Origin of the sequence: Candidatus Poriferisodalis sp., assembly GCF_965198245.1 — a bacterium.
Taxonomy (GTDB): domain Bacteria; phylum Actinomycetota; class Acidimicrobiia; order Acidimicrobiales; family Poriferisodalaceae; genus Poriferisodalis.
In genome coordinates, this window is record NZ_OZ240249.1 from 1706541 (window position 1) to 1730658 (window position 24118).

Consider the following 24118-nt stretch of genomic DNA (forward strand, 5'->3'; position numbering starts at 1 on the left):
GCTCAACGCGTGGCGGGCTTGGTTACATTGCTGCCAGCGCGAGGCCAGTCAGCGCGCACTACCAGAGAAGCCCGATCGGGCAATACAAAGGGGAACCCATGGCCGACACAGAACACCGCCCGGTAGCGCTCACCGACGACATGCGCATGAAGTTCAACGCCGTGTCGACCGCCACGCTGGCGGGCCAGATGCAGCGGCGGGGAATGCAGAACAGCTTCCTCAACGGGCTGCGGCCGCTCAACGAGGGCCAGCGAATGCTCGGCTATGCACACACGCTTCGCTTCGTGCCCAAGCGTGAGGAATTCGAGCGTCGTCTGCAAGGCCCCAACGCACAGCGCCGGGCCGTGGAGTCGATCGAGCCCGAAGAGGTGCTGATCGTGGAAGCGCGGGGCGAACCGCACGCAGGAACGATCGGTGACATCTTCACGATGCGCATCAAGCATCTCGGCGCCTCCGGTTTCATCACTGACGGCGCCCTGCGCGACACGCCCGCCGTGGCCGAGGTCGGCTTGCCCGTGTACCACCAGTCGTCTCACGCCGCGACGCTTGGCCGGCTCCACACGCCGCTCGATCACCAGGTGCCGATCGCCTGTGCTGGCGTCACCGTGCTTCCGGGCGACATCATCGTGGGCGACGGCGAAGGCGCCGTCGTGATCCCGGCGCTGCTGGCCCCCGAAGTCGCCAACGACTCCTATGCCCAGGAGATCGAAGAAGAGTGGGCCATCGAGCGGGTCGCTGCGGGCGAGAGCTCGATCGGCGTATTCCCGATAGCGAAGGACCGGCGCCCCGAGTTCGAGGAGTGGCTGGCCAAGCGCCAGGGCTGAGTTCGAGGCCCGGTCTTACCCGACCCGGATGAACGGCTTCAGCTAACCGGCCAAGGCGTCGGCGCCTGCCTGGGCGACCTCGGTGTCCTCATCGGCTGAGCCGCCTGAGGCGCCGATGGCCCCCACCAGGGCACCGTCGACGAAGATTCCCACGCCGCCGCCGAACACGATGAGCCGCGGCGTGTGAGTGATGCCGTGCACCAGCGCGGGTTCGTCCTTGATGAGATTCCACCAGTTGCCGCTGGGCATGCCGCCGAAGCCGGCGACTGTGAACGCCTTGTTGAGGGCGATGCCCGCCGAGAGGCGCGGCGCGCCGTCCATCCGTGCGGTCGCAATCGGCTCGCCGGAAGGATCCGTGACGGCGATGCAAAAAAGCCGCCCCATGTCCTCGGCCTGGGCCAATGCAGCATCGAGCGCCTTGCGGGCGCCGCCGAGTGTGAGCGAGCGTGCTTCCGCAGTGTCTGAGGTGTCAGCCATGGGGATCTCCGGCTCCGGTCGGGCCTCTTCGAGGCGAACCGCGCCGAGACTACGCTCCGGCTCGCATGCACAGCGCAGCGCATCGCCCTCCTGGGTGACCGGCCCGGGTGACAGGCCCGGGTGACCGAGACGGTGCCTGCCGGCAGGGGGAGCGAGCCATGGATGTCGGCATCATCATCGGAGAGGCCACACCGCTGGGATGGGAGCGGTGGCGCCATATCTGCCAGCTCATCGAGCGGCTGGAATTCAATTCGCTGTTCCGCTCCGACCACTACTTCAACGGCAAGCAGAAGGACGCCATCGACGTCTACCTGTCGTTCGTGATGGCTGCGCAGGAGACCGAACGGATCCGCTTCGGCCCGTTGGTAACCCCAGTCACCTTCCGTGAGCCGGTGAACGTCGGGCGGATGGCTCAGCAGCTCGACTCGCTGGCCGACGGGCGCTTCGTCATGGGCCTCGGCGCGGGCTGGCACCCCGACGAACACGAGATCTACGGGATCGACTTCCCGCCAGGCCCCGAGCGCTACGACCGTCTCGAAGAGGCGATCGCGCTCATGAAGGAGCTGTGGTACTCCGAGTCGGGCACGTTCGAGGGCACCCACTACCGGATCATCGGCACGAACTCGAAGCCCCACCCGCCCGCGGGACGCCCGCCGATCCTCATCGGGGGCATCGGGCCGCGGCGCACGCTGCGCATCGCCGCCGAGCACGCATATGAGTGGAATGCCATGCCGCTCGACCTCGACGACTACCGGGCCGCCAATGAGGCCCTGGCGCGGCACTGCGCGGATTTCGGCCGCGATCCCGCGGACATCCGCCGCTCGATGCTCATCTTCGCCGCGATCGGCCCCGATGAGCACCAAGAAGGGATGGCGCTGCAACGCTTCTGGGACATGATGGCTCCCGAGGGCTCGGGCATCAGCCAGGAGGAGGCCATCGCAGCCGGCCACGGTCCGTGGCGCGGCTCGGTGGAGGAACTTGTCGACCAGGTCGGGCAGTTGCGTGATCTCGGTCTCGATGAGGTGGTGTTCGAGCATTTCTGCCATGAGGACGACACGATCCCTGAGTGGATCGCTGCGGAGGTCAAGCCTCGACTCGAGGCGCTCTGAGCGCAGTCAGGTTTTTACGTTCCCCGGCACAAGGGGCTAGGCTCAGCGCAAGGAAGCTGCGGTCGGGCGTAGGCCCCGGCCGCTTGTCCTCTCGAGCGGGGGTAGCCCATGAGCGAAACCATCAAGAAGCGCAGCACTGCGGTCACGCCTCGGGGCCTAAACCACCTAGTGCTGAACGTCCGCGATATGGAGGAGTCGCATCACTTCTGGTGCAACCTGCTGGGCTTCAGGCAGGTCGGCGCCTTGGATTCGGAGAAGTATGACGTCCCCCCCGTGAAGATGCAGTTCTACAGCGGTGTCATCGATGATGTGAATCACCACGATGTTGCCTTGGTCGAGCTTCCGAACCTTCCGGCGCCGCCTGAGCAGTGGGACATGTTCGAGAGCGAATGCGCGGTGAACCACATCGCCATCTCCTATCCCGACCGGGAGTCCTGGTTGGAGCAGGTGCAGTTCCTCAAGGAGAACGACGTCCCGATGAACCTGCGAGTCGACCATGGCATGACCCACAGCGTCTACGTCAACGATCCCAACGGCTACGGCGTCGAAGTGCTCTACGAGCTGCCGGCCGAGATCTGGGATCACGACATCAACGGCGCGCTCAACTACGCCAAGATGCTGCCTGAAGAAGACCTGCTGGTCGATACCACCCAATACGAGACCAACTTCGACCCAAGCTGAGTTCGGCCCCCTTCGGCCCGCCCCGTCAAGTCCGATCTCGCCGCTACCCCGTGATCGCGACGCGCTCGTAGGAGATCCCGATGCGCGCAATTCAGGTAACTGAACCGGGCGGGCCCGAAGCGCTCGTCTGGACCGAAGTCGACGATCCGGTTGCCGAACCAGGCACGGTGGTCGTCGACGTCGAGGCGGCAGGCGTCAACTACATCGACACCTACCACCGCAGCGGCCTGTACCCCATGCCCTTGCCGTTCATCGCGGGCGTGGAGGGCGCGGGCATCGTTGCGGAGGTCGGCGAGGGGGTCGAAGGCCTCACAGTCGGCGATCGTGTGGCGTGGACGTCTCACACGGGTTCGTATGCGCAGAAGGCGCGGGTGCCAGCCGGGGCGGCGATCGTGCTGCCCGAGGGCATCAGCACCGAGCTGGGAGCGGCGACGATGCTGCAGGGCATGACGGCCCACTTTCTGGCCTGCTCCACGTTCCCGTTGGAGCCCGGACATCGCTGCTTGATCCACGCCGGAGCTGGGGGCGTCGGGCTGCTGCTCATCCAGATCGCCAAGCTCCGCGGCGCCGAGGTCTTCACGACCGTCAGCACGACGGAGAAGGCCGAGCTGGCGGCGGATGCCGGCGCCGATCACGTCATCAACTACCGCGACGAGGATTTCGGCGACGCCGTGGAACGCATTGCCGGCCCCCGACCGCTCGACGTGGTCTTCGACGGGGTGGGCGCTGACACGTTCGAGCGAGGCCTCGAGGTCCTGCGGCCGCGGGGAACGATGGCCACCTTCGGCAACGCCTCGGGACCGGTGCCGCCGCTGGCACCGCTGCGGCTGTCCACCGGGGGATCGTTGTTCCTGACACGGCCGACGCTTGCTCATCACACGCTGACCCGCGATGAGCTCGAGAGCCGGGCGGGCGACCTCTTCGGGTGGATCGCCGAGGATCGCCTCGACGTGCGCATCGGCGCCCGCTTCGCACTGTCGGACGCACGCAGTGCCCATGAGGCCCTGCAGGGCCGGGCAACGACGGGGAAGGTCCTGCTCATTCCTTAAAGTGAGTCGACTCAGTTTCAGCGCTGAGCAAGACTCCCCGTCAGCGTCTTGGGTTAGTGTCGGGCCGCATCCGGGGGAACCTGACAGGGGGAGCGATGAGCGAATCAGTCGAGACATGGTCGCCGATGACCGGCGACCAATACGTCGAGAGCCTGCGCGACGGCCGCACGGTGTACTTCCACGGCGAGAAGGTGCGTGACGTCACGACGCACCCGGCGTTCCGCAACAGCGTGCGTTCCATCGCCCGGCTGTACGACGCGCTGCATGATCCCGCCCAGCAGGACGTGCTGATGTGCGAGACCGACACCGGCTCGGGCGGCAAGACGCACAAGTTCTTCCGGGTGCCGTATAGCGCAGACGATCTCGTCGGCGCCCGCGACGCCATCGCCGGGTGGCAGCGACTCACCTACGGGTGGATGGGCCGCAGCCCCGACTACAAGGCCTCGTTCCTGGGCACGCTCGGCGCCTTTCCCGAGTTCTACGGCGACTATTACGACAACGCCCTGTACTGGTATCGACGCAGCCAGGAAGAAGTGTCGTACTGGAACCACGCCATCGTGCACCCGCCGGTCGACCGTCATCTGGGAGCGGACCAGATCCGCGATGTCTGCATGCACGTCGAACGGGAGACCGACAACGGCCTCATCGTCTCGGGCGCCAAGGTCGTGGCGACCGGCTCCGCGCTCACGCACTACAACTTCATCGCCCACTTCGGCCCGCTTCCGCTGCAGGACCCCGAGTTCGCCATCGTCTGCACCACGCCGATGGATTGCGAAGGCGTCAAGCTCATCTGTCGCAACTCCTATGAGCTGCAGGCGGCGGCGACAGGCAGCGTGTTCGACTACCCGCTGTCGAGCCGGCTGGATGAGAACGACTCGATCCTGGTGTTCGACCAAGTGCTCATTCCGTGGGAGAACGTCTTCCTCTATGGCGATCTCGAGAACGCCAACAACTTCTTCCCCGCGTCGGGCTTCATCCCGCGCTTCACCTTCCACGGTCTCGCCCGCCTGTGCGTGAAGCTCGACTTCATCGCGGGTCTGCTCTCCAAGGCACTGCGGGCAACTGGCACCCGTGACTTCCGCGGCGTCCAGGTGAACCTGGGCGAGGTGATCGCCATCCGCAACCTGATGTGGGGCCTGAGCGACGCGATGTGCAAGAGCCCCGACCCGTGGGAGAACGGCGCAGTGCAGCCGTCGCTGATCTACGGCATGGCGTACCGCACCTTTACGCCGATGTTCTATCCGCGCGTCAAGGACATCATCGAGTCGGTCGTGGCCTCTGGGCTCATCTACGTGAATTCCCATGCGTCAGACTTCAAGTCCGACGAAATCCGGCCGTACCTCGAGAAGTACGTGCGGGGGTCGAACGGCGTCCCGGCGCTCGAACGGATGAAGATCATGAAGCTGCTGTGGGATGCCATGGGCAGCGAGTTCGGCAGCCGCCACGAGCTGTACGAGCGCAACTACGCCGGCAACAACGAACAGATCCGCTTCGAGAATCTGGCGGTGGCCGACTTCGAGATTCCCGGGCTGGGTTCGATGACCGAGGCGCTCGAGGGCTTTGCGGAGCAGTGCATGGCCGAGTACGACCTCGACGGCTGGACCATCCCGGGATTCTTCAACCCCGACGATGTCTCGATCGTGGGCCGCGACTGGAACTGAGCTGGCGGACTGGGCGGCACGGCGGGCGGGCCGATACCACCGTGCCGCTAGGCGGGTCCATGTCTCGCCGCCGCTAGTCGGGCCGATGACGCAGCGCTCGCTGAGCCTCGCGATCAGTCTCTCGCTTGCGGATCGCCTGGCGCTTGTCGTACATGCGACGGCCCCGAGCCAAGGCAAGTTCCAGCTTGGCGTGCCCATCGCGGAAGTAGATCTCAAGCGGGATCAGCTGCAACCGATCCTGTTCGGTGCGGGCACGCAGCCGGTTGATCTCGGCACGATGCATGAGCAGCTTGCGGGGACGCTCGACGTCGTGACCCATGGTGGGAGATGCGTGGGTCCATGGTGCGATATGCAGGCCCATCAGCCACATCTCGTCGTTACGCACCCGGGCGTAGGCGTCGCCCATCTGGGCCCCGCCGGCGCGCAGCGACTTCACTTCGGTGCCGCGCAGGACCATGCCGCACTCGAAGGTGTCGAGCACCTCGTAATTGCGTCGTGCGCGCCGGTTCGACGCCACGACGGTCCGATCGTTCGAGGACGCGCGGATAGGTGAGCCTTCTCGTTGCGTCACCTGTTTCCTCCCGCTCTTGTTCGCTTCGCTCACGGGCCGCTCGGGCCACGGCTTCGCCTATCGGCTCAGCCTCGCGGCCATCAGCCCGAGGGTACGGCTGGCGGTCACCGCACTCGCGCTGAAGATCCAGCGCGGCAGTAGGCGGCAGCGGTCGCGGCCCGTAGAATCCTGAGTGATCAGGTCGGGAATTGCCGTGGCGCAGTCTGATTCCCCCCGGCCAGAGACCGCTCACCCCAGCGCCGCCGAACCGGGAGCTCCGATGGCTGTCACCGTCCGCTTGCCCACCGTCCTGCGTCCCCACGCCAACGGGCAGTCGCGGGTTGCCGCGCAGGGCAGCACCGTGGCCGAGGCAGTGTCGTGGCTGGTCGGCGAATTTCCCGGAATCGCCCCGAATCTGCTCGCCGAAGACGGCAGCCTGCATCGTTTCGTCAACGTCTATGTGAACGACGAGGACGTGCGGTACCTCTCCCAGATGGACACTGCGCTGGCCGATGGTGACGAGCTGTCGATCTTGCCAGCCGTCGCCGGCGGCTGAGCCGGCATCGCCCCGGCCTCGGCGCTGAGCTAGCTCGTGGCCGTCTATCGCTGCGTCGACGAGCTGATCGGCGGCACTCCCACGCTGGATGTCAGCGGCCTCAGCCCCAACCCGTCGGTTGCGCTCTACGCCAAGCTCGAAGGGCAGAACCCGACCGGCTCCGTGAAGGACCGTGTGGCGCTGGCAATGCTGGACAGCGCCGAAGCAGAGGGCCGACTTGCACCGGGTTCGGTGATCATCGAGCCGTCGTCGGGCAACACCGGTATTGCGCTGGCCATGCTCGGGCAGCGCCGCGGCTACCGGGTGATGATCGTGCTGCCGGGCAACGTCACTGCGGAACGGCGCCAGATGCTCGAGATCTTCGGTGCCGAGATCATCGACAGCCCGGCCGAGCAGGGATCCAACGGCGCCGTGCGGCTCGCCTTGGAGCTGGCAGAGGCGAACCCCGACTGGACGATGCTCTACCAGTACGGGAACGAGGCCAATCCTGAGGTTCACTACCGGACCACGGGTCCCGAAATCGTGGCCGACGTGCCTGACATCACCCACTTCGTGGCGGGGCTGGGCACCAGCGGGACGCTGCTGGGCGTCGGGCGGTACCTGAAGGAGCATGCTCCCGGAGTGCAGGTGTGGGCTGTTGAGCCTCCCGCTGGCGAGCAGGTCGAAGGGCTGCGCAGCCTCGACGACGGGTACCTGCCTCCCATCTTCGAGAACTGGGGTGGCGCCAATCTGCTCGATCAAAAGATGATCGTGCGCCCACGCGAATCGATCGAAGCGACGCGCATGCTGGCGACAGAGGGCGTCTTCTCGGGCATCTCGGGCGGGGCGGCGCTGGCCGGGGCCCGCAAGGCCGCTGCCCGCATCGACGAAGGCGTCATCGTGTTCGTGGTGAGCGACCACGGGTGGAAATACCTCTCCGTCGGTGCCTGGACTGACGACCTCGATGCCGCGGCCGCCAACGCCGAGCGCGTCATCTATTTCTGATTCGCTGTTCCTGCTGCTGGTCCTTTGGGTCGCCGTCGTAGCGTTGACGAGATGGGGGAGATGGCATCCCGTCACGGTGTTGCAGCGCTCGTAGTCACGCTGGCGCTGTCGGCAGGTGCATGCACGAGCCCGCCGATCCTGGTTGCCCCCACATCGCCCCCTGCAACTGCGCTGTCGCTCGACATCACCCAGACGACGTTGCTGCCCGAACAACCGTCATCTGAGCGGCCGGCTGCGGTCCTGGTAACGGTGCCGGCCGACGCCGCGGCGCAGACATCGACATCCGAGCGGCTGGGGGCTGCGGCAATTCCGAACCCTGAAGGGGTGGTCCTGGCCGGAAACGGCCTCGGTCTCGTGAGCTTCGGTGCCGGCGTGCAGGCTGCCCTCGGTGCGCTGATTACTTCGCTCGGCCAGCCGGTGACCGACACCGGATGGATCGATACGTTCTCGATATACGGAGACTGTCCCGGCAGCCGCCTGCGAGTCGTTGAATGGCCGGGTGTGCTGGCCCTGTTCGGGAATCCCGAAGACGGGTACCAGCACCGCGATGCCGGCGAAGAGCACTTCATGACGTGGCGGCTGGGATCGTTCGGACCCGATCCGTACCTGCTGCGCACCGCCGAAGGGATCGGCATCGGCGCCACGCGCAGCGAGGTGGCCGAGGCATACCCCGCCGCCACTTTCCGCCCGGCGACGGCCAGCGAACCGGCCTCAGTTCTGCTCGCAACCAGCGGCGGCCGGCTCACCGGCATTTTGGACGGCACCGGAATCCTCCGGTCGCTCGAAGCAGGAACGCGCTGCCCAACGGGCTGAAGTTCGCTGACTCCGGCGCGATGTGAGCCGCGTCGCCTTCCTGCGTAGTATCGGCCTCCGTGAGCGAGCTCTCGGTGACGGTTTTGGGTTGTTCAGGCAGCTATGCCGCCGCTGGCGAGTCCTGCAGCGGCTACCTCGTGCGCAGCGACTCCACGACGCTGTGGGTGGACTGCGGCCCTGGCACCTTCGCCAACCTGCAACAGCACGTGGCACTCGAATCCGTGGATGCACTGCTGGTGAGCCATCACCATCCGGATCACTGCGCCGAGCTGCCGGTCGTCTACAACGCCGCGAAGTACTACATGGGCATTGAGCGCATTCGCGTCCTTGCTACCAGCGGCGTGCGGGAGGTCACCGAGGCCTACGGCGACAGCTCGGATCTCTTCGGCTGGGAGATGGTGAAGGACTCGTCGAAAGCGCGTGTCGGCGACATCGATGTGCTGTTCTCCCGCACCGATCACCCGGTCGAGACGCTTGCAATGCGTTTCGAGTCCGACGGCAAATCCATCGTGTACACCTCGGACACCGGCCGGGGTTGGGCGCTCGCTGCGCTCAGCCGCGACGCCGGGCGGCCCGCACCGGACCTGGTTGTCGGAGAGGGAACGCTGCTCCATGCGACTGACAATCCCGACATCCCCCACCTCAGCGCTGCGTGGTTGGCGGCCGATGCCAACGACGTGGGTGCACAAAAACTCGTCGTGACCCATGTGCCGCCTGGCTCGGATCCGCAGGATCATCTCACGGAGGCGGGCGAAGTGTTCTGCGGCGATGTGTCGGTTGCCCGCACCGGCGCGACCTTTTGGGCGTGATGGCCGGACCCCCCGCTGTGGAGCGCACCGGCGGCCGGACCCCCGCGGTGACGCGCGCCGATGGTCGGACGCCCGGCCAACTGCGCCCGGTCACCTTCGAACGCGATTTCACCGACCAGACACCCGGCTCGGTGCTGGTGTCCTTCGGCCGCACCAGGGTGCTGTGCACCGTGTCCATCGACGACAACGTGCCGCGCTGGATGCGCAGCCGCGGGACGGGCTGGGTCACCGCGGAGTATGCGATGCTGCCCGGCTCCAGCGGTGAACGCGTCGGCCGTGAAGCCAAGCGCGGCAAGCAGAAAGGCCGCACGCTCGAGATCGAGCGCTTGATCGGCCGGGCACTGCGGGCAGTGTGCGACATGGCGGCGCTCGGAGAGCGTGAGGTCACCGTTGACTGCGACGTCCTGCAGGCCGACGGGGGTACGCGTACTGCGTCGATCTGCGGTGGGTACGTGGCCCTGCACGACGCCTGCACCCGCCTGATCCGCAGCGGGGTGATCAGCCAACACCCGCTCACCGACGAATGCGCTGCCATTTCGGTGGGCATCGTGGACGGAGAGGCCCGCTTGGACCTCCCCTACGAGGAGGACTTCCGGGCCGAGGTGGACATGAACGTCGTCATGACCGGACAGGGCCGCTTTGTCGAGGTGCAGGGCACCGCCGAGGGAGACCCGTTCGACGATGCCCAGCTCGGGGCGATGCTGGCCCTGGCCCGTTCAGGCATCACCGAGATTGTCAACTTGCAGCGAGCGGCCCTGGTCACGCCGCCATCTTGAGGCCAAACGACTCCGTACACATGCGCTGAGAGGGCCCCGACGGCATGAGACTCGTAATGGCATCGGCCAACCCGCACAAGGCGATCGAGATCGCTGACGTGCTGCGAGAGGCGTTGCCGGAAGCGGAAATCGTGCCACGGCCCGGCGACCTCGGCGACGTGGCCGAAAACGGCGAGACCCTGGCAGATAATGCGCTCATCAAGGCCCGATTCGTGCACGCAGCCACCGGCGAGCTGGCCATCGCAGATGACACCGGCCTCGAGGTCGACGCGCTCGGCGGCGCGCCCGGCGTGCACAGTGCCCGCTACGCGGGACCCGGGGCGGACCCGATCGCCAACCTGGCCAAGCTCATGGCGGCACTGGTTGATGTGCCCCCGCCGCGGCGCACTGCCCGCTTTCGCACCGTGGTCGCAGTCGTATTCGGCGACGGGCGCGAGGTGTTGGCCGACGGTCTCGTAGAGGGGGCCATCGCGACGGCACCGCGCGGCGATCATGGCTTCGGCTACGACCCCGTCTTCGTTCCTGACGAAGCAGCTCCGCTGACGTTTGCCGAGATGACTTCCGATGCGAAGAATCGGATCAGCCATCGGGGCCGGGCGCTGCGTGCACTGGCCAGGCAGCTCTGACACGCCTGCCCGCACATGCCCGCAGCTGCCCTGCTGGGCAAGATGGCCTCGTCGGTAACCTGCGCCGCATGACCGACCTTCCATCCGCCCAGCACCCGAGCCCCGCTTCGGAGCGTGCGTTCGAGCAGCGTGCATTCGAGTCAGGCGGTGTGTCTGGCTGGACCCAGATTTCGAACCGGCTGCTGGATGACCGCATCGTGTTCCTGGGCGACGAGGTGGACGATCATCTGGCCAACGTCGTATGTGCACAGATGCTGTACCTGGAGGGTCAGGATCGCGGTCGGGATATCTCGCTGTACATCAACAGCCCCGGCGGTTCTGTCACTGCTGGTATGGCCATCTACGACACGATGCAGTTCGTTGCGTGCGACGTGGCCACGGTCTGTCTGGGGTTGGGTGCTTCGATGGGCCAGTTCCTGCTGACCGCCGGCGCGCCTGGCAAGCGCTACTGCTTGCCGCACGCCCGGGTGATGATGCACCAGCCATCTGGCGGCGTTCGGGGCCAGGCGTCTGACATCGCCATCCAGGCAGAGCAGATGGCCTACATCAAGCGGTTGATGGCCGAGCGAGTCGCCCACCACAGCGGCCAGGATGTCGATCAGGTCCTGATCGACTCCGAGCGGGATCGTTGGTTCACTGCAGAGGAAGCCCAGGCTTACGGCTTGTGCGATCACGTGATCGTCAAACGCGGCGAGATGACCTAAGCCCTCATTGCGGCCGGTTTAGCCGGGCGCAGCAATGCAATGGCGGGTGACGTAGTCGATGACTCGCTGCGCAGCAGCGTCTTGGGTCTCGAGAAACGGATCCTGGGCCGCTATCAGCGCAGCGGCGCGGTCAAAGGTCTCTCGTGATGCTGTGTCAACGACAGCATCACGAAGTGCGGCGGTCAGGTCGGCCAGCAGCTGCACGTCCGGGCGAATCTCCGCGGGTGCGGCTGCTGCGGCGTCGGCGAATTGGCGAGCGGTGCGATCCATCGCGTCGCGGGCGCTTGCGTCATCATTCGGGTTGACCGTCAGGCTGAGCTCGTCGACGACCAGCAGGTGCGCAAACTCCCCGCAGAACTCTTCGGCGGAGGGTTCCCCGCTGTCGCGCAACAGCGTCACGCGCACGGCGAAGACGATCACTACGGCGGCGGCAGCAACGAGGAGCCAACGCCGGCGAGCTGCCACGGTCATCACGCTCGGGACGCAGCCTCCGCGCGGCACCGCAGGTCCGCGACGCCGTGCGCGAGCCCCTCGGCGTAGCGGTACAACGCGCTCCCTGACACGAGGACATTGGCACCTGCCGCCGCCGCGCCGCTGATGGTGTCCGCCGAGATGCCGCCGTCGACTTCGATATCGATGCCCGAACCCGATGCGCCCGCTGAACCACTCAGATCGATGAGCTGGCGCAGCGCGGCGATCTTGGGCTCCATTGTCGAGATGTACGCCTGACCGCCGAAACCCGGATTGACGGTCATCACGAGCACCATGTCAACGAGGTCGAGCACATGGGCCACGGCGTCGATTGGCGTAGATGGATTGATCGCCACCGCTGGCTGGGCGCCTAGCTCGGCCACCCGGCTCAGCGTGCGGTGCATGTGGGTGACCGACTCGGCGTGGACAATCAGCATCTCGCAGCCGGCATCGACATACGCACCGAGCATCGGGTCGGGGTCAACGACCATGAGGTGAGCTTCGAAGAGCAAGCCGGCATGGGGACGGCAGGCTGCGATGACGTCGGGGCCGAACGTGAGGTTCGGCACGAAGACGCCGTCCATGACGTCCCACTGGATCCGGTCGACACCGGCTTGTTCCAGCGCGGCGCACTCGTCTCCGAGGCGCGCGAAGTCTGCGGGCAGGACAGACGGAACGATCTCGATGGGCCGCGGCACTGTTGTAGGGCTCGCGTTCATTCGGCCAGTGTTGCCGACGCGCCGCCGTCAGACGCGGCAGTTATCGGGGGAGACACCCCGGAAAGCGGTGTCTTAGTTCAGCCGCTCCACGATCATGGCCATGCCCTGACCGCCGCCGACGCACATCGACTCGAGCCCGTAGGTCTTGTCGCGGTCGGCGAGACCGTTCAGCAGCGTAGTCATGATGCGGGCGCCGGTCATGCCGAACGGGTGGCCCAAGGCGATGGCACCACCGTGGAGATTCAGCTGATCGACGATGTCGATGCCCAATTCGTCGGCCGAAGGGATCACCTGAGCGGCGAACGCCTCGTTGATCTCGACCATGTCGATGTCGCTCATCGTCATGCCCGCACGCTCCAGCGCCTTCTTGCAGGCCTCGATGGGACCAAGGCCCATGATCTCGGGGTTCAGCGCCGAGACCGCCGACGAGATGATGCGTGCAAGCGGCGTGATGCCCAGCTCTTCGGCACGCTGGCGGCTCACCACCATCACCGCGGCTGCGCCGTCGTTCAGCGGGCAGGCATTGCCGGCCGTGACGCGACCGTCGGGTCGGAACACAGGCTTCAGCTGCGAAACGGCTTCGTAGGTGACGCCAGCGCGCGGCCCGTCATCGGTGGTGACCATGGTGCCGTCGGGCAGCTCGAGCGGGGTGATGTCCATCTCGAAGAAGCCTCGACCAATAGCGGCCTCGGCCTTGTTCTGGCTCATCACGCCGTACTCATCCATGGCCTGGCGGCTCACGTTCTTGTGCTCGGCAACGTTTTCGGCGGTCTGGCCCATCGCGATGTACAGGTCGGGCAGCACGCCTTCCGCGGGAGTCCAGTCGCCGTGGCCGCCTTCGGCCCGCACCTTGGTCCGCTCACCGGGTGCACGGAACTGCGGGTTGGTGGTGCCGGGCAAGCTGTCGGAGTTGCCCTTGTCGTAGCGGCTGACGCACTCGACGCCCGCCGCGATGAAGGCATCGCCCTCGCCGGCACGGATGGCGTGCGCCGCCATGCGGATGGTCTGCAGCGACGATGAGCAGTAGCGGTTGACCGTCGTGCCGGGCACGTCGGTGAGGCCCGCCAGGATGGCGGAGGCACGGGCGATGTTGAAGCCGGCCTCGCCGCCGGGCTGCCCGCAGCCCAGCATGAGATCCTCGATCTCGGAGTGGGGCAGCTCAGGCACCTTGTCGAGCAGCTTGGTCACGATCTGCGCGGTCATGTCATCGGGCCGCATCTCGGTCAGCGATCCCTTGAACGCTCGGCCGATCGGACTGCGGGCGGTAGCGACGATGACCGGATCGGTCGCGGCGTCAGTGCTCATGGGAAGTCCCTTCTTTGGCGCGTCCTGCCCACGGCAGAGCCGGTCACGCTGTGTGTGCGAGCACAGAGACTACGTCATTGCTAGGCACTTCGTCCGGGAACGCTGTTGCGCAGCCGGTCGCTAGCTGGACGCAGGGGTTCATCTAGCGATGTTCGTTTCTTGTTCTTGTGCTTCCAATTTTCCTAAGTTGCATTTCGATGAGCATCTTGTTTTCAATCGCGTGATTTATGTTGTTGTATTTCAAGGGTTAAATGTGTTGTAATTTAGCGATCAAACTACTTGCCCATAGTGATCTCGTGACTCTGAGATCGAAATCCATAGAACACGACGACCTACCGAAGGACGTGAACGAGGAACCGTCATGAGCGAAGTCAGCGAGTCAAAAACGCATAGTGCGCAGTACCGCCCGCGGATCGCTGACGCAGCGCTGAGCGATCGGCTGCAATCGGTGCCGACGGTTGTCATCGAAGGCGTCAGAGCCTGTGGCAAGACCGCAACTGCCCTGGAGCAGTCGGCCAGCGATGTGCTCTTCGATATCGATCCCAACGCTGTCGACATTGCTCGCGTGAACCCCGAATTGCTACTTGACGGTGCCGAGCCACGATTGCTTGACGAGTGGCACCTCGCTCCCGAAGTCTGGAATCACGTCCGACGGGCCAGCGATGCCGGGCGACGGCCCGGTCGATTCATCCTGACCGGATCGGCGCTGCCCTCTGACGACATCTCGCGCCACACTGGCGCTGGGCGCATCTCTCGGATTCTCATGCGGCCGATGTCACTCTTCGAGAGTGGGCTGTCGAGCGGGGCTGTCTCGCTTGGTGGCCTCTTGGACTCGGAACCGGTCGGTGCGCCGCCCGCACCAGCCTCACTGACGGATCTTGTCGAGGCGACCTGCCGCGGGGGCTGGCCCAGCACTCTGGACATCGATCTTCGGCGTGCACAGCAATTCGTTCGGGACCACCTTGACGAGACCCGACGCGCCGATGTCAGGTTGGGTCCTGGAAGGCGCCGTGATCCTGTCCGACTGCGGCAGCTGATGCAATCACTCGCACGGAATACAGCTACGGACGCAGCTCTCGCTACTCTCGCCTCCGACGCTGGCGGTGGCCAGCCGCTGGACCCCGCCACCGTACGTGGTTATCTCGACGACCTTGAGCGAGTGTTCATCGTCGAAGACCAGCCGGCCTGGTCAGTCCATCTGCGTTCTCGATCCCGGCTCCATAGCGCTCCCAAGAGACACTTCGTCGATCCCTCTCTCGCCGTCGCAGCGCTCCGAACTGGCCCAACGCGCTTGCTCGCTGGCTTGGGTTTCTTCGGTTTGCTGTTCGAATCACTCGTTGTGCGCGACCTTCGGGTGTATGCATCTGCTCACGACGGTGAAGTGTTCCACTATCGCGACAACACCGGTTTGGAAGCAGACGCCATCATCGAGACGGGCGCCGGCACCTGGGTCGGTGTCGAGGCGAAGCTCGGAGGCGCTGATGCTGTCGATGCTGCTGCCGGGAGCCTGCTCAAGCTGCGGGACCGCGTCGACACTTCAGTTGCAGGGGAGCCAGCCAAGCTCGTCGTGATTACGGCGACGGGCTACGCCTTCGAGCGAGACGACGGTGTCGCCGTGGTGCCGATTACCACTCTCGGTCCCTGATCCCGGGCTGAAGCTCCTTGGCTCGGGTGTCTTGCAGGACGTGCCAGACGTTCCGGGGGTTGCAGGGTGTGCCGACATAGCGGATTCTGGCCTCAGACAAGGCACACCTAAGGCCTCGAGAGTCCTCGTTCCTCAGTCTGCGACGCGTGGAAACGACTAGCTGGTCTTTGTAGCCCGGGGCCGTGGCGAGAGCTTCAGGCGTTCTGCAGTGCCCGCCAGACGTTCTGGGGGCTGCAGGGCATGACGATGTGGTCGATGCCGAGGTGGGCGACCGCGACGCATACCGCGTTGTGCACCGCCGGTGTGGAGCCGATCGTGCCCGACTCGCCGATGCCCTTCGCACCCAGCGGGTTGCGCCAGCCGGCGGTCACACGCAGCCAGTTCGTAAATCCGACCTGCCCAATTGAGCCGTCTCCTAGGCTGGAGCTGTGGTCCAACCGACATGGTCGTTGGACTCGGCGCTGGCCGAGTTCAGTTCAGTCTTTCGGAGCGCCAGCGAGGCACTCAATCCTGAAAACAGCTTGGACCCGGTTTCGCAGTTCGCACTCGACGGTCAAGCCGGTGCGGAACTTCGTCGGTTGCTCCCGCCGGAACACCGACGTCGGCTCGGAGCCTTCTTCACCTCCCACGAACTTGCCCACCAGCTAGCCGCGCCGCTGATCGAAGCGCGTGGTGATGTCGTCGTCGTTGACCCGAGCTGCGGAGCTGGCGATCTGCTAGTCGCTGCTGCACACACGCTAGGACCGTCTCAAGCCACCGGTCAGGTGAATGCGCAGCTGATCGGCATCGACGTCATTAAGGAATTCGCTGAAGCAGCGAGATTTCGCCTCGGGATACAGAGCCGTATATCGGGCCATAACCTCCCCGCGAAGTTGATTGTGGCGGATGGTCGACGGGTTGCCAAGCTCGGAGTGGCTACGCATGTGTTGTTGAATCCACCATTCGCAGCAATAGCCGCTGATCAGAATTGGCCATGGGCACAGGGCAATGTCAGCGGAGCTGCCGACTTCTTGGCAGCCGTGGTGTCCCAGATTCCGCATGGTTGTCAATTGGCGGCGATCCTGCCTGAAGTGCTCAGAGGAGGAAGTCGGTACGGTCGGTGGCGAGACTGGATCGGAAAACACATCGAAATAGAAGCAACTGAATCACTCGGTCGATTCGACCGCTGGACCGATGTCGATGTATTCCTCTTTCGAGGATATCGAGTCGATGGGCGACGCAAGGTACGGCCACATCTTTGGGTTCCGGCCTACGATGGACCCACCGTCGGGGACCAATTCGAAGTTACAGTGGGGCCAGTTGTACACAATCGGCATCCTGAAGATGGCCCAATGCGCCCATTCCTGACCGCTCGAGGTCTCTCAGTTTGGGAGACGATCGAAAGGGTGGAGGGTGCACGTCAATTCAGAGGAAAAACGCACTGTGGCCCATTCGTCGTAGTTCCTCGCACATCACGGCCGGACGAGAGGGGTAGAGCACCGGGAGCGATAGTTGCGGACACGAGGCTTATCGCAGTCGACAATCATCTCTTAGTATTGAAACCGCGGGATCACAGTGCCAAGACTTGCAAATCGCTACTTCAGGTTCTTCGACACTCCAGTTCAGATGCTTGGCTCGACCAGACTATGCGGTGCAGACACCTTACAGTCGGTGCAGTTGCTTCTTTGCCGTGGGTCAACACCGAATCGCTGCAGGTATTTGATGGTATCAACACCTCCAGATCCGCATGAGAGCTAGCTTTCGCTTCGCGCCTGATATTCTACGCCGTCTCGGTGAAGAATTGAATCCATCGCTCGAACACGGCGTCGTCGAACTGGTCAAGAATGCCCATGATGCCGATGCCAATCACTGTTCGGTGAGTCTCGAAGACGTCACCATTCCAGGTGGAGCAATTAGGGTCACTGACGACGGTGACGGAATGACAGCGGACGAGATAATCGATCATTTTCTGTTACTTGGAAAATCAGCCAAGTCCAGTACATATAGATCTCGACGAGGTCGGAACTTGGCGGGGAGCAAAGGCCTCGGACGGCTTGCAGCGATGCGCGCCGGAAAGCGCGCGGTACTGACGACACGGCCGCGCGCTGAACCCGACACCGAATACAGGCTCTCGCTCGACTGGGCCGCCTTTGAAGACGTAGAGTCTGTCGACGATGTCGAACTTCAGGTCGAACATCGAAAGCGAGCTGAAGGCACAGGCTCAGGTACCGAAATCGTTGTTCAGCAGCTCTTCTCGAGTATCAACAAACGTGACGTTAAGAAACTGGCACGTGCGTTGCTACTCTTGTCGGATCCATTCGCGGAACACCCGAGCGATTTTCGGACAAGCTTAAACGCCGAGGAATTTCGTGACCTCACAGACTTAGTTAGGAAGAAGTATTTTGATGATGCGGAGTATGTCCTAGAGCTCAGTACCTCGGAAACTGGAGTCGCATCTGCTTTCGTTCTTGACTGGAAGGGAGATGCTCTATTCGAGGCGACGCACGAAGACTTGCGGCAAACTGACCAACCATACTCCTGCCCTAAGGCCCAATTCGATTTGTGGGTGTTCATCCTTGATTCAAAACGATTTCAAACACGTCGATCTTCTCTCAGGGATGTTCAAACCTGGCTCGGAGAGTTCGGTGGTGTCGCACTGTATGTAAACGATATTCGTGTCCCTCCGTATGGAGATTCAGGAAACGACTGGCTGGATATGAATCTCCGGCGCACGCAGAGTCCAGAAGAACGCCCCAGTACCAATACAGCGATCGGGCGATTCCGGGTATGGGATGAAGACAGATGTCTTGTAGCCAAGACTGATCGATCGGGTATCATCGATTCGCGCGAGTTCGTCGAGTTGCGGTATGCGGCGATGGATGCGCTAGATTGGATGGCCCGCAGACGGCTTGAGGTGGCGGAGCGCCGACGCCGAGCCACCCGGGAGTCGAGGCAGCGGTCATCATCAAGATCTCAGGAAGATGTTGAAGATGCTATCAGCCGTGTCAGAAACGAGATCGGTGAGCCGGCGGGCCTGGAGCAGGCGTTCCAAGGCTACGTAGCTGCTCGTGATCGCGAAGTCGAGCGCATGCGGGAGGAGGTGCAACTATATAGGACATTGAGCACGGCGGGTATCTCTGCTGCCACATTTGCACACGAATCAGTCGGAGGGCCATTGAAAATCCTATCCGATGCGCTGCCATCGCTGGAGCGTCGATTGAAGGCCTACTGGGAGTCGTTGCCGGCAAACCTCGCTGAACCTCTCCATCTCATACATTCTGGCGCCGAATCGCTCGGTGCGCTCGGCGCCAGCACGCTCAGTCTTGTAGAGCGAGACAAGCGCAGACGTGGACGCGTGGAAATACATGAGGTGGCGAAGAGTGTGGCTACGGCCTACCGTCCATTCGTCGAAGCGCATGACGCGAGTTTCGAGTTGCATCTAGACAGCAGTTCAGATCCACATCTGCAAGGCTCGATTGCAGCGATCGAGTCAATAATCGTAAACCTCCTGACTAATTCATTGGTTGCCATTCCAAAATCGACGCGCTCGCCGCGATTAGTTCGCTTGATGACTGTAGTGGAGCGAGATCAACTTACTCTTAGTGTGGCGGATACCGGGGCAGGGATTGACGAACACGGCGTTGAAGAGATATGGCTGCCCGGCGTCACTTCTCGGCCCCAAGGCTCCGGTCTCGGGTTGACGATTGTCAGAGATACTGTGACAGATCTTGGCGGAACGGCTGAAGCCGTCGCGAACGGTGATTTGGGTGGCGCGACTTTCCTGATTCGGTTACCAATTCTAAGGGTTGAGTAAGATGTTGATGATTCGCCATCATCCTATTGCTACAATAGGTGTTGTAGACGATAGCCAGCAAGCTAGGCAATCGCGTGGATTGCTTCTAACGGATGCTGGTCTCGAAATGCTTGACGTCGTCGGGCCACTCCGATCCGTTAAATCCACTCGTAAGCTTCTCTCACCCTCTTGCGAGGCTCTTATCTGTGACCACCACCTAAATACCAACGCGAATTATGCACATTTTTTGGGCGCAGAACTAGTGGCCTACTCGGTTTCCAAAGGTCTACCTGCTGTACTCTGCACCCGCTATATGGTTGCGGAAGTTCTAGACATTCGGCGCTATCTTCCAATGATACCGTCGCTACTGTCACCACAGGAGCTTCGCAGTCCTGATGACCTTCAAATCGCACTGGAAACCTGCATCGGCGAAATGGAAGGTGATATCTTACCCGAAAGACGTGTCTGGCGCGCGCAGGTTGTAATTGAAGATGTTGCTGATGATGGAACATTCATAGCCGCTTTTCCAGGCTGGGATACTGGTCAGTGTATTCGCTTTCGACATGTCGACGTCCCGGAATCAATGCGTGACTCAATTCGTATCGGCTTTCGTACCTATGTAGAAGCCAATCTCGGCGAGGAGCGTCCTGAACGCTTGTTTGTAACACGCTGGCAAGTCTGATGGCAGACTTGGCAATCCTCGATGTTGGACACGGCAATTGTGCGGTAGCACGGGATGGCGAACGGGCGCTGGTTATCGACACGGGTCCAGGCATCGGTTTGCTTGAGTATCTGAGGTCGCAAGGTATTTCTCGGATTAACGAGATCCTCATTTCCCATACCGATGCTGATCACCTGCGTGGCCTTCAGCGGCTGCTTGATGAAAATCGCTTTGCGCTCGATCATATTCGACTGAATAGCGACGCCGCGCAGCAAAGTGAATTGTGGAAATCGCTCGCGTTTTCGCTAGATGATCGCGCGCGAGTTGGTGGATGTCAGCTAAGCGCGGCGCTAGTTGAGGGCGAATCATTTACATTTGGTAACGAGTGCAGTGTGCGGATACTGGCACCCAGATCTGCGTTAGCAATGACGGGGCCTGGTAGCACCGACAACCACGGTCGACGCATAACGAGTAACACTATTAGCGCAGTGGTTGCTGTTGAGATTCATGATGTGCGTGTGATGCTTGCAGGTGATCTTGACGAAGTTGGTTTGGAGCATCTACTTGAATCGGATCAAGACCTTAGATCTGACGTGTTGGTTTTTCCCCATCATGGTGGCAATGTCAGAGCAAATGCAACCGCGTCGCATAACCGACGTTTCGCCGAGCGACTCGTCGAAGCCGTCAGCCCAACGCAAGTCATATTCTCGTTCGGACGCTCCCAAAGACGCAACCCGCGTCCCGAGATAGTGGAGGCCATCCGATCAACCGGACCTTGCAAGATAATGTGTACGCAGATGTCAGCACGGTGCAGTGCAGAGCAATCATTCGACGAAGCTCACTTAAGCTCGGCCTTTGCTTCAGGTCGATCTCGTAAACACTGCTGTGCTGGCACGATTGTGGTGTCGGCTGGCGTAATGCGACCTCTTGCCACAGAACACTCTGCTTTCGTCGAGCGATCGACATCCAGTCCGCTTTGTATTGGAGAGCACACGAATACTTAGTTGGGGTTGGGGACGTAGGCGCTTATTTGACTAGAAGCCTCAAGCTGCGGCGTGGAAGCGCCATCAAGTTGGCAATGTGCCAGACACTCGTTCGTAGAGGCCGAAGAGGTGCTGGAGCCGCTCGGATTCTGACTTGAAGACGGGCCGTGAGCGGTAGAGGCGGTCAACGGCTCGGTCGAGTTCGCGATGTGCCTTGCGCAGGTCAGTCGGCATGAGGTCAGGGTCGTAGAGTTCGGCGAGTGTGGCGCCAGGGTGCGCTGCACGGGCGTCGAGCACTGCCTGAGCCGGGGCATCGAGTTTCGCTGATGGGCCGTCGTCGCTGAAGCCTCGGGGCAGGGGAAAGGTGTTGTAGACGACGCCGACGGAGTAGCGGTAGTCGCTCTTCATTCGCCCAGCAACTGCGCGCATCCACGCCATGTGCATCGCCGAGCTCAGCAGGCCGAACTCGGCGAGGGATGCGTCAATCAGTACCTTGACGAGGTTGCTGGGGATTATCGGCGGTTCGAGCCAGCCAATAGGTAGGTACTCGCGTCGCTCGGAACTGACCTCTGGTAGCACGAGGTACGGCTCGCGAGGGATGACATTCACATGCCAGAGCTTCGGTGTCTCGGCCAACCGCTGGGTCGGCTTGCTCGCGCTGCTGCGTCGGTAGTCGCGCACGGCTGCGATGCGCTTTCTCACCAGCGGCATCCTCGACAGTTCCGTCGGTGAAGCCTCGTGCAAGGCGAGGATCCAGCGGTCACCGCCTTGGAGGTACTCGCGTGCACCGACGTAGGGCCTCAAGTACTTCTCTGCAGCCGGTTCCTGACCCAGGAACAAGGCCATTTCTTCGCTGTCAAAGATGTAGTGGCCGTTGTCGATCGGCTTTGATCCGATCCTGAGACGTGGCATCCCGTTGATTGGTCCACTCGCTGACTTGACTACGCGATATGGGTCCTTGAGCCTCGTGCCGTCGAGCAGGTAGGGCGTGATGGCTTTGCAGGTGCCGACGAGGGGTTCGCTGTTGATGTCGGTGTAGGTGTAGAGCGGCCGGTCTGCTGGGGCGTGCTCCGCTGGGTCGAGGCCCAAGATGATGACGTGGACGTGTGCTTTGCCGCGTGCGTCGGAGCCCCACGCAAATGTTCGGTGCGCGTATGAGATCTCCAGGTCGTGCCGGTCGAAGATGATTGGCCAAAATTGTGCGACTTGCTCGCCTTGGGTGATCGAGTTGGTCGCGACGAACCCGATCCGCGGAGATCGCGGGCCGAGACCGGCTGCGGTGTCGGTTTGGCGGACGTACTCGGCGGCGCGGATAAACCATGCGGTGACGTAGTCGAGCGTTCCTCCGCTTCCGCCGAGGTCGGCGATGCGGCGCACCTGCGCCCGTTGCTCGGTGCTTTGGAACTTGGCGCCGATGAATGGCGGGTTGCCGAACACATAGGAGCATTCGGCGGGCGGCAGGAACGTTGTCCAGTCGAGCTCCAGTGCGTCGCCGACTTCGATGTGGGGCGATTTCTCGAGCGGGATGCGCACGTACGGCTCGCCGAAGGTGTCGGCGAGCTCACGGTTCATGAGGTGGTCCATCATCCACAGCGAGGTGGCGGCAATGCGCGCGGGGAACTCGCTGATCTCGATGCCGTAGAACTGGTCGACGTCGATCACCGACTTCACTTCGAAGGGCATCACCTGCTGAGCCGACAGCCGGGTGCGAGCCGCGATCTCGTCGAGGACATCAATCTCGAGCAGTCGCAGCTCGCGGTAGGCGATGATCAAGAAGTTGCCGCAACCGCACGCGGGGTCGAAAAAGCGCAGCTCTCCCAGTCGGTCCCTGAGCCGGTAAAGCTCGGCCACGACGTCGCCGCTGTGCTTGGCTGCGAGGGCGTCGAACTCTGCCCGCAGATCGTCGAGGAACAGCGGCTCGATCACTCGCAGGATGTTCTGCTCGGTGGTGTAGTGGGCGCCTTGGGATCGGCGCTCGATCGGCTCCATCACCGACTGGAACAGCGCACCGAAGATCGCGGGCGATGTCTTGGACCAGTTGAATCGGCACGCGTCGAGCAGCGCTGAACGCATCTCGCTGTCGAAGTCAGGGATCGACAACCGCTCAGCGAACAGCTCGCCGTTCACGTAGGGGAACTTGGCCAAGTCCTCATCCAGCTTGCGCTGCCGCCGCTCAATCGGCCTGTCCAGTTCCTCGAACAGCCGCGTGAGCCACATGCCCAGATCAGCGCCGTCGACCGAGGTCCGTTCCTCCACGAGATGCAGGAACATGTCCTGGCGGGGGAAGATCCCCGAGTCGTCGGCGAACATGCAAAACACCATGCGCACCAAGAACCGCTCGAGATCGTCGCCCCGGTAACCCGACTCGTCGAGCGCGTCGTGCAGGCGGCCCATGAGTTCCGATGCCTCGATGTTGACCGGGTCTTCTTCTCGAAGCGCCCGACGCCGCTGACCGACGATGAACGCGAAGTTCTCGACCTGATCCGGTAGGTCGGCCAGCGAGAACCGGATCTCCTCACGCGTGTCACGGTCCAGCAGCTCGAACGTCTTGAAGTCGCACAACAGCTGATAGCGCGGCCGCTCGCGTTCCGGAATCGCGTCGAAGTATGTACCCGCCTGCTCTGCGGCAGCTATCAGGCTGCGCCCAGCGCTCTTCTGCTCAACCAGCAGCACACTCGGCCAGAACAGGTCGATGAAGCCATGTGTGTTGTCCAGCTTCTTGACGTGCTCCTCGTAGCGCGCCACGTCGCGTCGCCGCTTGCCGAACACATCGAAGAATGCGTCGTAGAAGCTGTGCGTCTCGCCCTTCTCGTAGGAAGCGTCCGCCCACTCCGCAGCGAACTGGGCAGCGCGCACCCTGATCTCGTTCCACGAGAGCATCACGGCAACCTAGCGGGGAGTCTGGAATGAATCCCGCTCATGCGGGAGTGCGGCGCAATTGTG

At 63.0% G+C, this 24118-nt stretch carries 24 protein-coding genes; 17 read left to right on the forward strand and 7 right to left on the reverse strand.

Annotated features, from left to right (window positions below; translation table 11 throughout):
- Nucleotides 1-98 precede the first annotated feature (98 nt).
- Nucleotides 99-824: a hypothetical protein gene (locus ACOCMM_RS07825; protein WP_419552615.1), complete on the forward strand. Its 726-nt coding sequence runs from the start codon at nucleotides 99-101 to the stop codon at nucleotides 822-824.
- Between the two features lie 42 nt (nucleotides 825-866).
- On the opposite strand, the gene ACOCMM_RS07830 is transcribed toward ACOCMM_RS07825, so the two are convergent.
- The gene (locus ACOCMM_RS07830; RefSeq protein WP_419552616.1) at nucleotides 867-1301 is read right to left on the reverse strand and encodes a GlcG/HbpS family heme-binding protein; all 435 of its coding nucleotides are present in this window, start codon (nucleotides 1299-1301) and stop codon (nucleotides 867-869) included.
- A 158-nt stretch (nucleotides 1302-1459) separates the two neighbouring features.
- Between ACOCMM_RS07830 and ACOCMM_RS07835 the strand changes: the two genes are divergently transcribed.
- The 4 genes from ACOCMM_RS07835 (at nucleotide 1460) to ACOCMM_RS07850 (ending at nucleotide 5801) form a co-directional block, all read left to right on the forward strand.
- Nucleotides 1460-2410 (forward strand): LLM class flavin-dependent oxidoreductase, encoded by a 951-nt coding sequence (locus tag ACOCMM_RS07835; RefSeq protein WP_419552617.1) that lies wholly within the window; start codon nucleotides 1460-1462, stop codon nucleotides 2408-2410.
- 108 nt (nucleotides 2411-2518) lie between these two features.
- On the forward strand, nucleotides 2519-3091 hold the full coding sequence (locus ACOCMM_RS07840; RefSeq protein ID WP_419552618.1) for a VOC family protein: 573 nt from the start codon (nucleotides 2519-2521) through the stop codon (nucleotides 3089-3091).
- Between the two features lie 80 nt (nucleotides 3092-3171).
- A complete protein-coding gene (locus ACOCMM_RS07845) occupies nucleotides 3172-4140 on the forward strand; it encodes a quinone oxidoreductase family protein (RefSeq protein ID WP_419552619.1) in 969 nt (322 codons plus the stop codon).
- A 95-nt stretch (nucleotides 4141-4235) separates the two neighbouring features.
- Complete coding sequence (locus ACOCMM_RS07850) at nucleotides 4236-5801, forward strand: 4-hydroxyphenylacetate 3-hydroxylase N-terminal domain-containing protein (protein WP_419552620.1); 1566 nt, start codon at nucleotides 4236-4238, stop codon at nucleotides 5799-5801.
- 73 nt (nucleotides 5802-5874) lie between these two features.
- Here the strand turns inward: ACOCMM_RS07850 and smpB are convergent, their stop codons facing one another.
- The gene (smpB, locus tag ACOCMM_RS07855) at nucleotides 5875-6372 is read right to left on the reverse strand and encodes an SsrA-binding protein SmpB (protein ID WP_419552621.1); all 498 of its coding nucleotides are present in this window, start codon (nucleotides 6370-6372) and stop codon (nucleotides 5875-5877) included.
- A 259-nt stretch (nucleotides 6373-6631) separates the two neighbouring features.
- Between smpB and ACOCMM_RS07860 the strand changes: the two genes are divergently transcribed.
- From ACOCMM_RS07860 to ACOCMM_RS07890, 7 genes are all read left to right on the forward strand, one after another.
- Nucleotides 6632-6907 carry a ubiquitin-like small modifier protein 1 gene (locus tag ACOCMM_RS07860; RefSeq protein ID WP_419552622.1) on the forward strand — a complete coding sequence of 92 codons (276 nt, stop codon included), beginning with the start codon at nucleotides 6632-6634 and terminating at the stop codon, nucleotides 6905-6907.
- A gap of 36 nt (nucleotides 6908-6943) precedes the next feature.
- The gene (locus tag ACOCMM_RS07865; RefSeq protein WP_419552623.1) at nucleotides 6944-7891 is read left to right on the forward strand and encodes a PLP-dependent cysteine synthase family protein; all 948 of its coding nucleotides are present in this window, start codon (nucleotides 6944-6946) and stop codon (nucleotides 7889-7891) included.
- A 51-nt stretch (nucleotides 7892-7942) separates the two neighbouring features.
- On the forward strand, nucleotides 7943-8704 hold the full coding sequence (locus tag ACOCMM_RS07870; RefSeq protein WP_419552624.1) for a hypothetical protein: 762 nt from the start codon (nucleotides 7943-7945) through the stop codon (nucleotides 8702-8704).
- Nucleotides 8705-8763: 59 nt separating this feature from the next.
- On the forward strand, nucleotides 8764-9513 hold the full coding sequence (locus ACOCMM_RS07875; protein ID WP_419552625.1) for an MBL fold metallo-hydrolase: 750 nt from the start codon (nucleotides 8764-8766) through the stop codon (nucleotides 9511-9513).
- Nucleotides 9513-10289: a ribonuclease PH gene (gene rph / locus ACOCMM_RS07880; protein WP_419552626.1), complete on the forward strand. Its 777-nt coding sequence runs from the start codon at nucleotides 9513-9515 to the stop codon at nucleotides 10287-10289. Before ACOCMM_RS07875 ends, rph begins: the two co-directional genes overlap by 1 nt.
- Nucleotides 10290-10345: 56 nt before the next feature.
- Complete coding sequence (gene rdgB / locus ACOCMM_RS07885) at nucleotides 10346-10915, forward strand: RdgB/HAM1 family non-canonical purine NTP pyrophosphatase (RefSeq protein WP_419552627.1); 570 nt, start codon at nucleotides 10346-10348, stop codon at nucleotides 10913-10915.
- A 68-nt stretch (nucleotides 10916-10983) separates the two neighbouring features.
- On the forward strand, nucleotides 10984-11619 hold the full coding sequence (locus tag ACOCMM_RS07890; protein WP_419552628.1) for an ATP-dependent Clp protease proteolytic subunit: 636 nt from the start codon (nucleotides 10984-10986) through the stop codon (nucleotides 11617-11619).
- Nucleotides 11620-11637: 18 nt separating this feature from the next.
- Here ACOCMM_RS07890 and ACOCMM_RS07895 read toward each other — a convergent pair whose 3' ends face one another.
- The 3 genes from ACOCMM_RS07895 to ACOCMM_RS07905 form a co-directional block, all read right to left on the reverse strand.
- Nucleotides 11638-12084, reverse strand: coding sequence for a hypothetical protein (locus tag ACOCMM_RS07895; protein ID WP_419552629.1), 447 nt, complete (start codon nucleotides 12082-12084; stop codon nucleotides 11638-11640).
- A gap of 5 nt (nucleotides 12085-12089) precedes the next feature.
- The gene (gene rpe / locus ACOCMM_RS07900) at nucleotides 12090-12809 is read right to left on the reverse strand and encodes a ribulose-phosphate 3-epimerase (protein ID WP_419552630.1); all 720 of its coding nucleotides are present in this window, start codon (nucleotides 12807-12809) and stop codon (nucleotides 12090-12092) included.
- Nucleotides 12810-12881: 72 nt separating this feature from the next.
- Nucleotides 12882-14114: an acetyl-CoA C-acetyltransferase gene (locus ACOCMM_RS07905; RefSeq protein WP_419552631.1), complete on the reverse strand. Its 1233-nt coding sequence runs from the start codon at nucleotides 14112-14114 to the stop codon at nucleotides 12882-12884.
- Between the two features lie 361 nt (nucleotides 14115-14475).
- Here ACOCMM_RS07905 and ACOCMM_RS07910 point away from each other — a divergent pair, with 361 nt between their 5' ends.
- The gene (locus tag ACOCMM_RS07910; RefSeq protein WP_419552632.1) at nucleotides 14476-15759 is read left to right on the forward strand and encodes an ATP-binding protein; all 1284 of its coding nucleotides are present in this window, start codon (nucleotides 14476-14478) and stop codon (nucleotides 15757-15759) included.
- Between the two features lie 194 nt (nucleotides 15760-15953).
- On the opposite strand, the gene ACOCMM_RS07915 is transcribed toward ACOCMM_RS07910, so the two are convergent.
- Entirely contained in the window at nucleotides 15954-16130 is a 177-nt protein-coding gene (locus ACOCMM_RS07915) for a hypothetical protein (protein WP_419554925.1), read from the reverse strand.
- Nucleotides 16131-16187: 57 nt separating this feature from the next.
- Here ACOCMM_RS07915 and ACOCMM_RS07920 point away from each other — a divergent pair, with 57 nt between their 5' ends.
- Genes ACOCMM_RS07920 through ACOCMM_RS07935 form a run of 4 tightly spaced genes read left to right on the forward strand, consistent with a single transcriptional unit; the run spans nucleotide 16188 to nucleotide 21196 of the window.
- The gene (locus ACOCMM_RS07920) at nucleotides 16188-17489 is read left to right on the forward strand and encodes an N-6 DNA methylase (RefSeq protein ID WP_419552633.1); all 1302 of its coding nucleotides are present in this window, start codon (nucleotides 16188-16190) and stop codon (nucleotides 17487-17489) included.
- Complete coding sequence (locus ACOCMM_RS07925) at nucleotides 17486-19552, forward strand: sensor histidine kinase (RefSeq protein ID WP_419552634.1); 2067 nt, start codon at nucleotides 17486-17488, stop codon at nucleotides 19550-19552. Before ACOCMM_RS07920 ends, ACOCMM_RS07925 begins: the two co-directional genes overlap by 4 nt.
- Nucleotide 19553: 1 nt before the next feature.
- Nucleotides 19554-20213, forward strand: coding sequence for a hypothetical protein (locus ACOCMM_RS07930; protein ID WP_419552635.1), 660 nt, complete (start codon nucleotides 19554-19556; stop codon nucleotides 20211-20213).
- Nucleotides 20213-21196, forward strand: coding sequence for a ComEC/Rec2 family competence protein (locus ACOCMM_RS07935; RefSeq protein ID WP_419552636.1), 984 nt, complete (start codon nucleotides 20213-20215; stop codon nucleotides 21194-21196). The genes ACOCMM_RS07930 and ACOCMM_RS07935 overlap by 1 nt, the downstream gene beginning before the upstream one ends.
- 63 nt (nucleotides 21197-21259) lie before the next feature.
- Here ACOCMM_RS07935 and ACOCMM_RS07940 read toward each other — a convergent pair whose 3' ends face one another.
- Nucleotides 21260-24055, reverse strand: coding sequence for a class I SAM-dependent DNA methyltransferase (locus ACOCMM_RS07940; RefSeq protein WP_419552637.1), 2796 nt, complete (start codon nucleotides 24053-24055; stop codon nucleotides 21260-21262).
- Nucleotides 24056-24118: the final 63 nt, after the last annotated feature.

Coding starts and splice junctions, on each gene's coding strand:
- ACOCMM_RS07860 (WP_419552622.1), top strand. CDS start 6,632: ATGGCTGTCACCGTCCGCTTGCCCACCGTCCTGCGTCCCCACGCCAAC.
- ACOCMM_RS07835 (WP_419552617.1), top strand. CDS start 1,460: ATGGATGTCGGCATCATCATCGGAGAGGCCACACCGCTGGGATGGGAG.
- rpe (WP_419552630.1), bottom strand. CDS start 12,809: ATGAACGCGAGCCCTACAACAGTGCCGCGGCCCATCGAGATCGTTCCG.
- ACOCMM_RS07850 (WP_419552620.1), top strand. CDS start 4,236: ATGAGCGAATCAGTCGAGACATGGTCGCCGATGACCGGCGACCAATAC.
- rdgB (WP_419552627.1), top strand. CDS start 10,346: ATGGCATCGGCCAACCCGCACAAGGCGATCGAGATCGCTGACGTGCTG.
- ACOCMM_RS07940 (WP_419552637.1), bottom strand. CDS start 24,055: ATGCTCTCGTGGAACGAGATCAGGGTGCGCGCTGCCCAGTTCGCTGCG.
- ACOCMM_RS07890 (WP_419552628.1), top strand. CDS start 10,984: ATGACCGACCTTCCATCCGCCCAGCACCCGAGCCCCGCTTCGGAGCGT.
- ACOCMM_RS07935 (WP_419552636.1), top strand. CDS start 20,213: ATGGCAGACTTGGCAATCCTCGATGTTGGACACGGCAATTGTGCGGTA.
- ACOCMM_RS07905 (WP_419552631.1), bottom strand. CDS start 14,114: ATGAGCACTGACGCCGCGACCGATCCGGTCATCGTCGCTACCGCCCGC.
- ACOCMM_RS07910 (WP_419552632.1), top strand. CDS start 14,476: ATGAGCGAAGTCAGCGAGTCAAAAACGCATAGTGCGCAGTACCGCCCG.
- ACOCMM_RS07870 (WP_419552624.1), top strand. CDS start 7,943: ATGGGGGAGATGGCATCCCGTCACGGTGTTGCAGCGCTCGTAGTCACG.
- ACOCMM_RS07825 (WP_419552615.1), top strand. CDS start 99: ATGGCCGACACAGAACACCGCCCGGTAGCGCTCACCGACGACATGCGC.
- rph (WP_419552626.1), top strand. CDS start 9,513: ATGGCCGGACCCCCCGCTGTGGAGCGCACCGGCGGCCGGACCCCCGCG.
- ACOCMM_RS07845 (WP_419552619.1), top strand. CDS start 3,172: ATGCGCGCAATTCAGGTAACTGAACCGGGCGGGCCCGAAGCGCTCGTC.
- ACOCMM_RS07930 (WP_419552635.1), top strand. CDS start 19,554: ATGTTGATGATTCGCCATCATCCTATTGCTACAATAGGTGTTGTAGAC.
- ACOCMM_RS07830 (WP_419552616.1), bottom strand. CDS start 1,301: ATGGCTGACACCTCAGACACTGCGGAAGCACGCTCGCTCACACTCGGC.
- ACOCMM_RS07840 (WP_419552618.1), top strand. CDS start 2,519: ATGAGCGAAACCATCAAGAAGCGCAGCACTGCGGTCACGCCTCGGGGC.
- ACOCMM_RS07925 (WP_419552634.1), top strand. CDS start 17,486: ATGAGAGCTAGCTTTCGCTTCGCGCCTGATATTCTACGCCGTCTCGGT.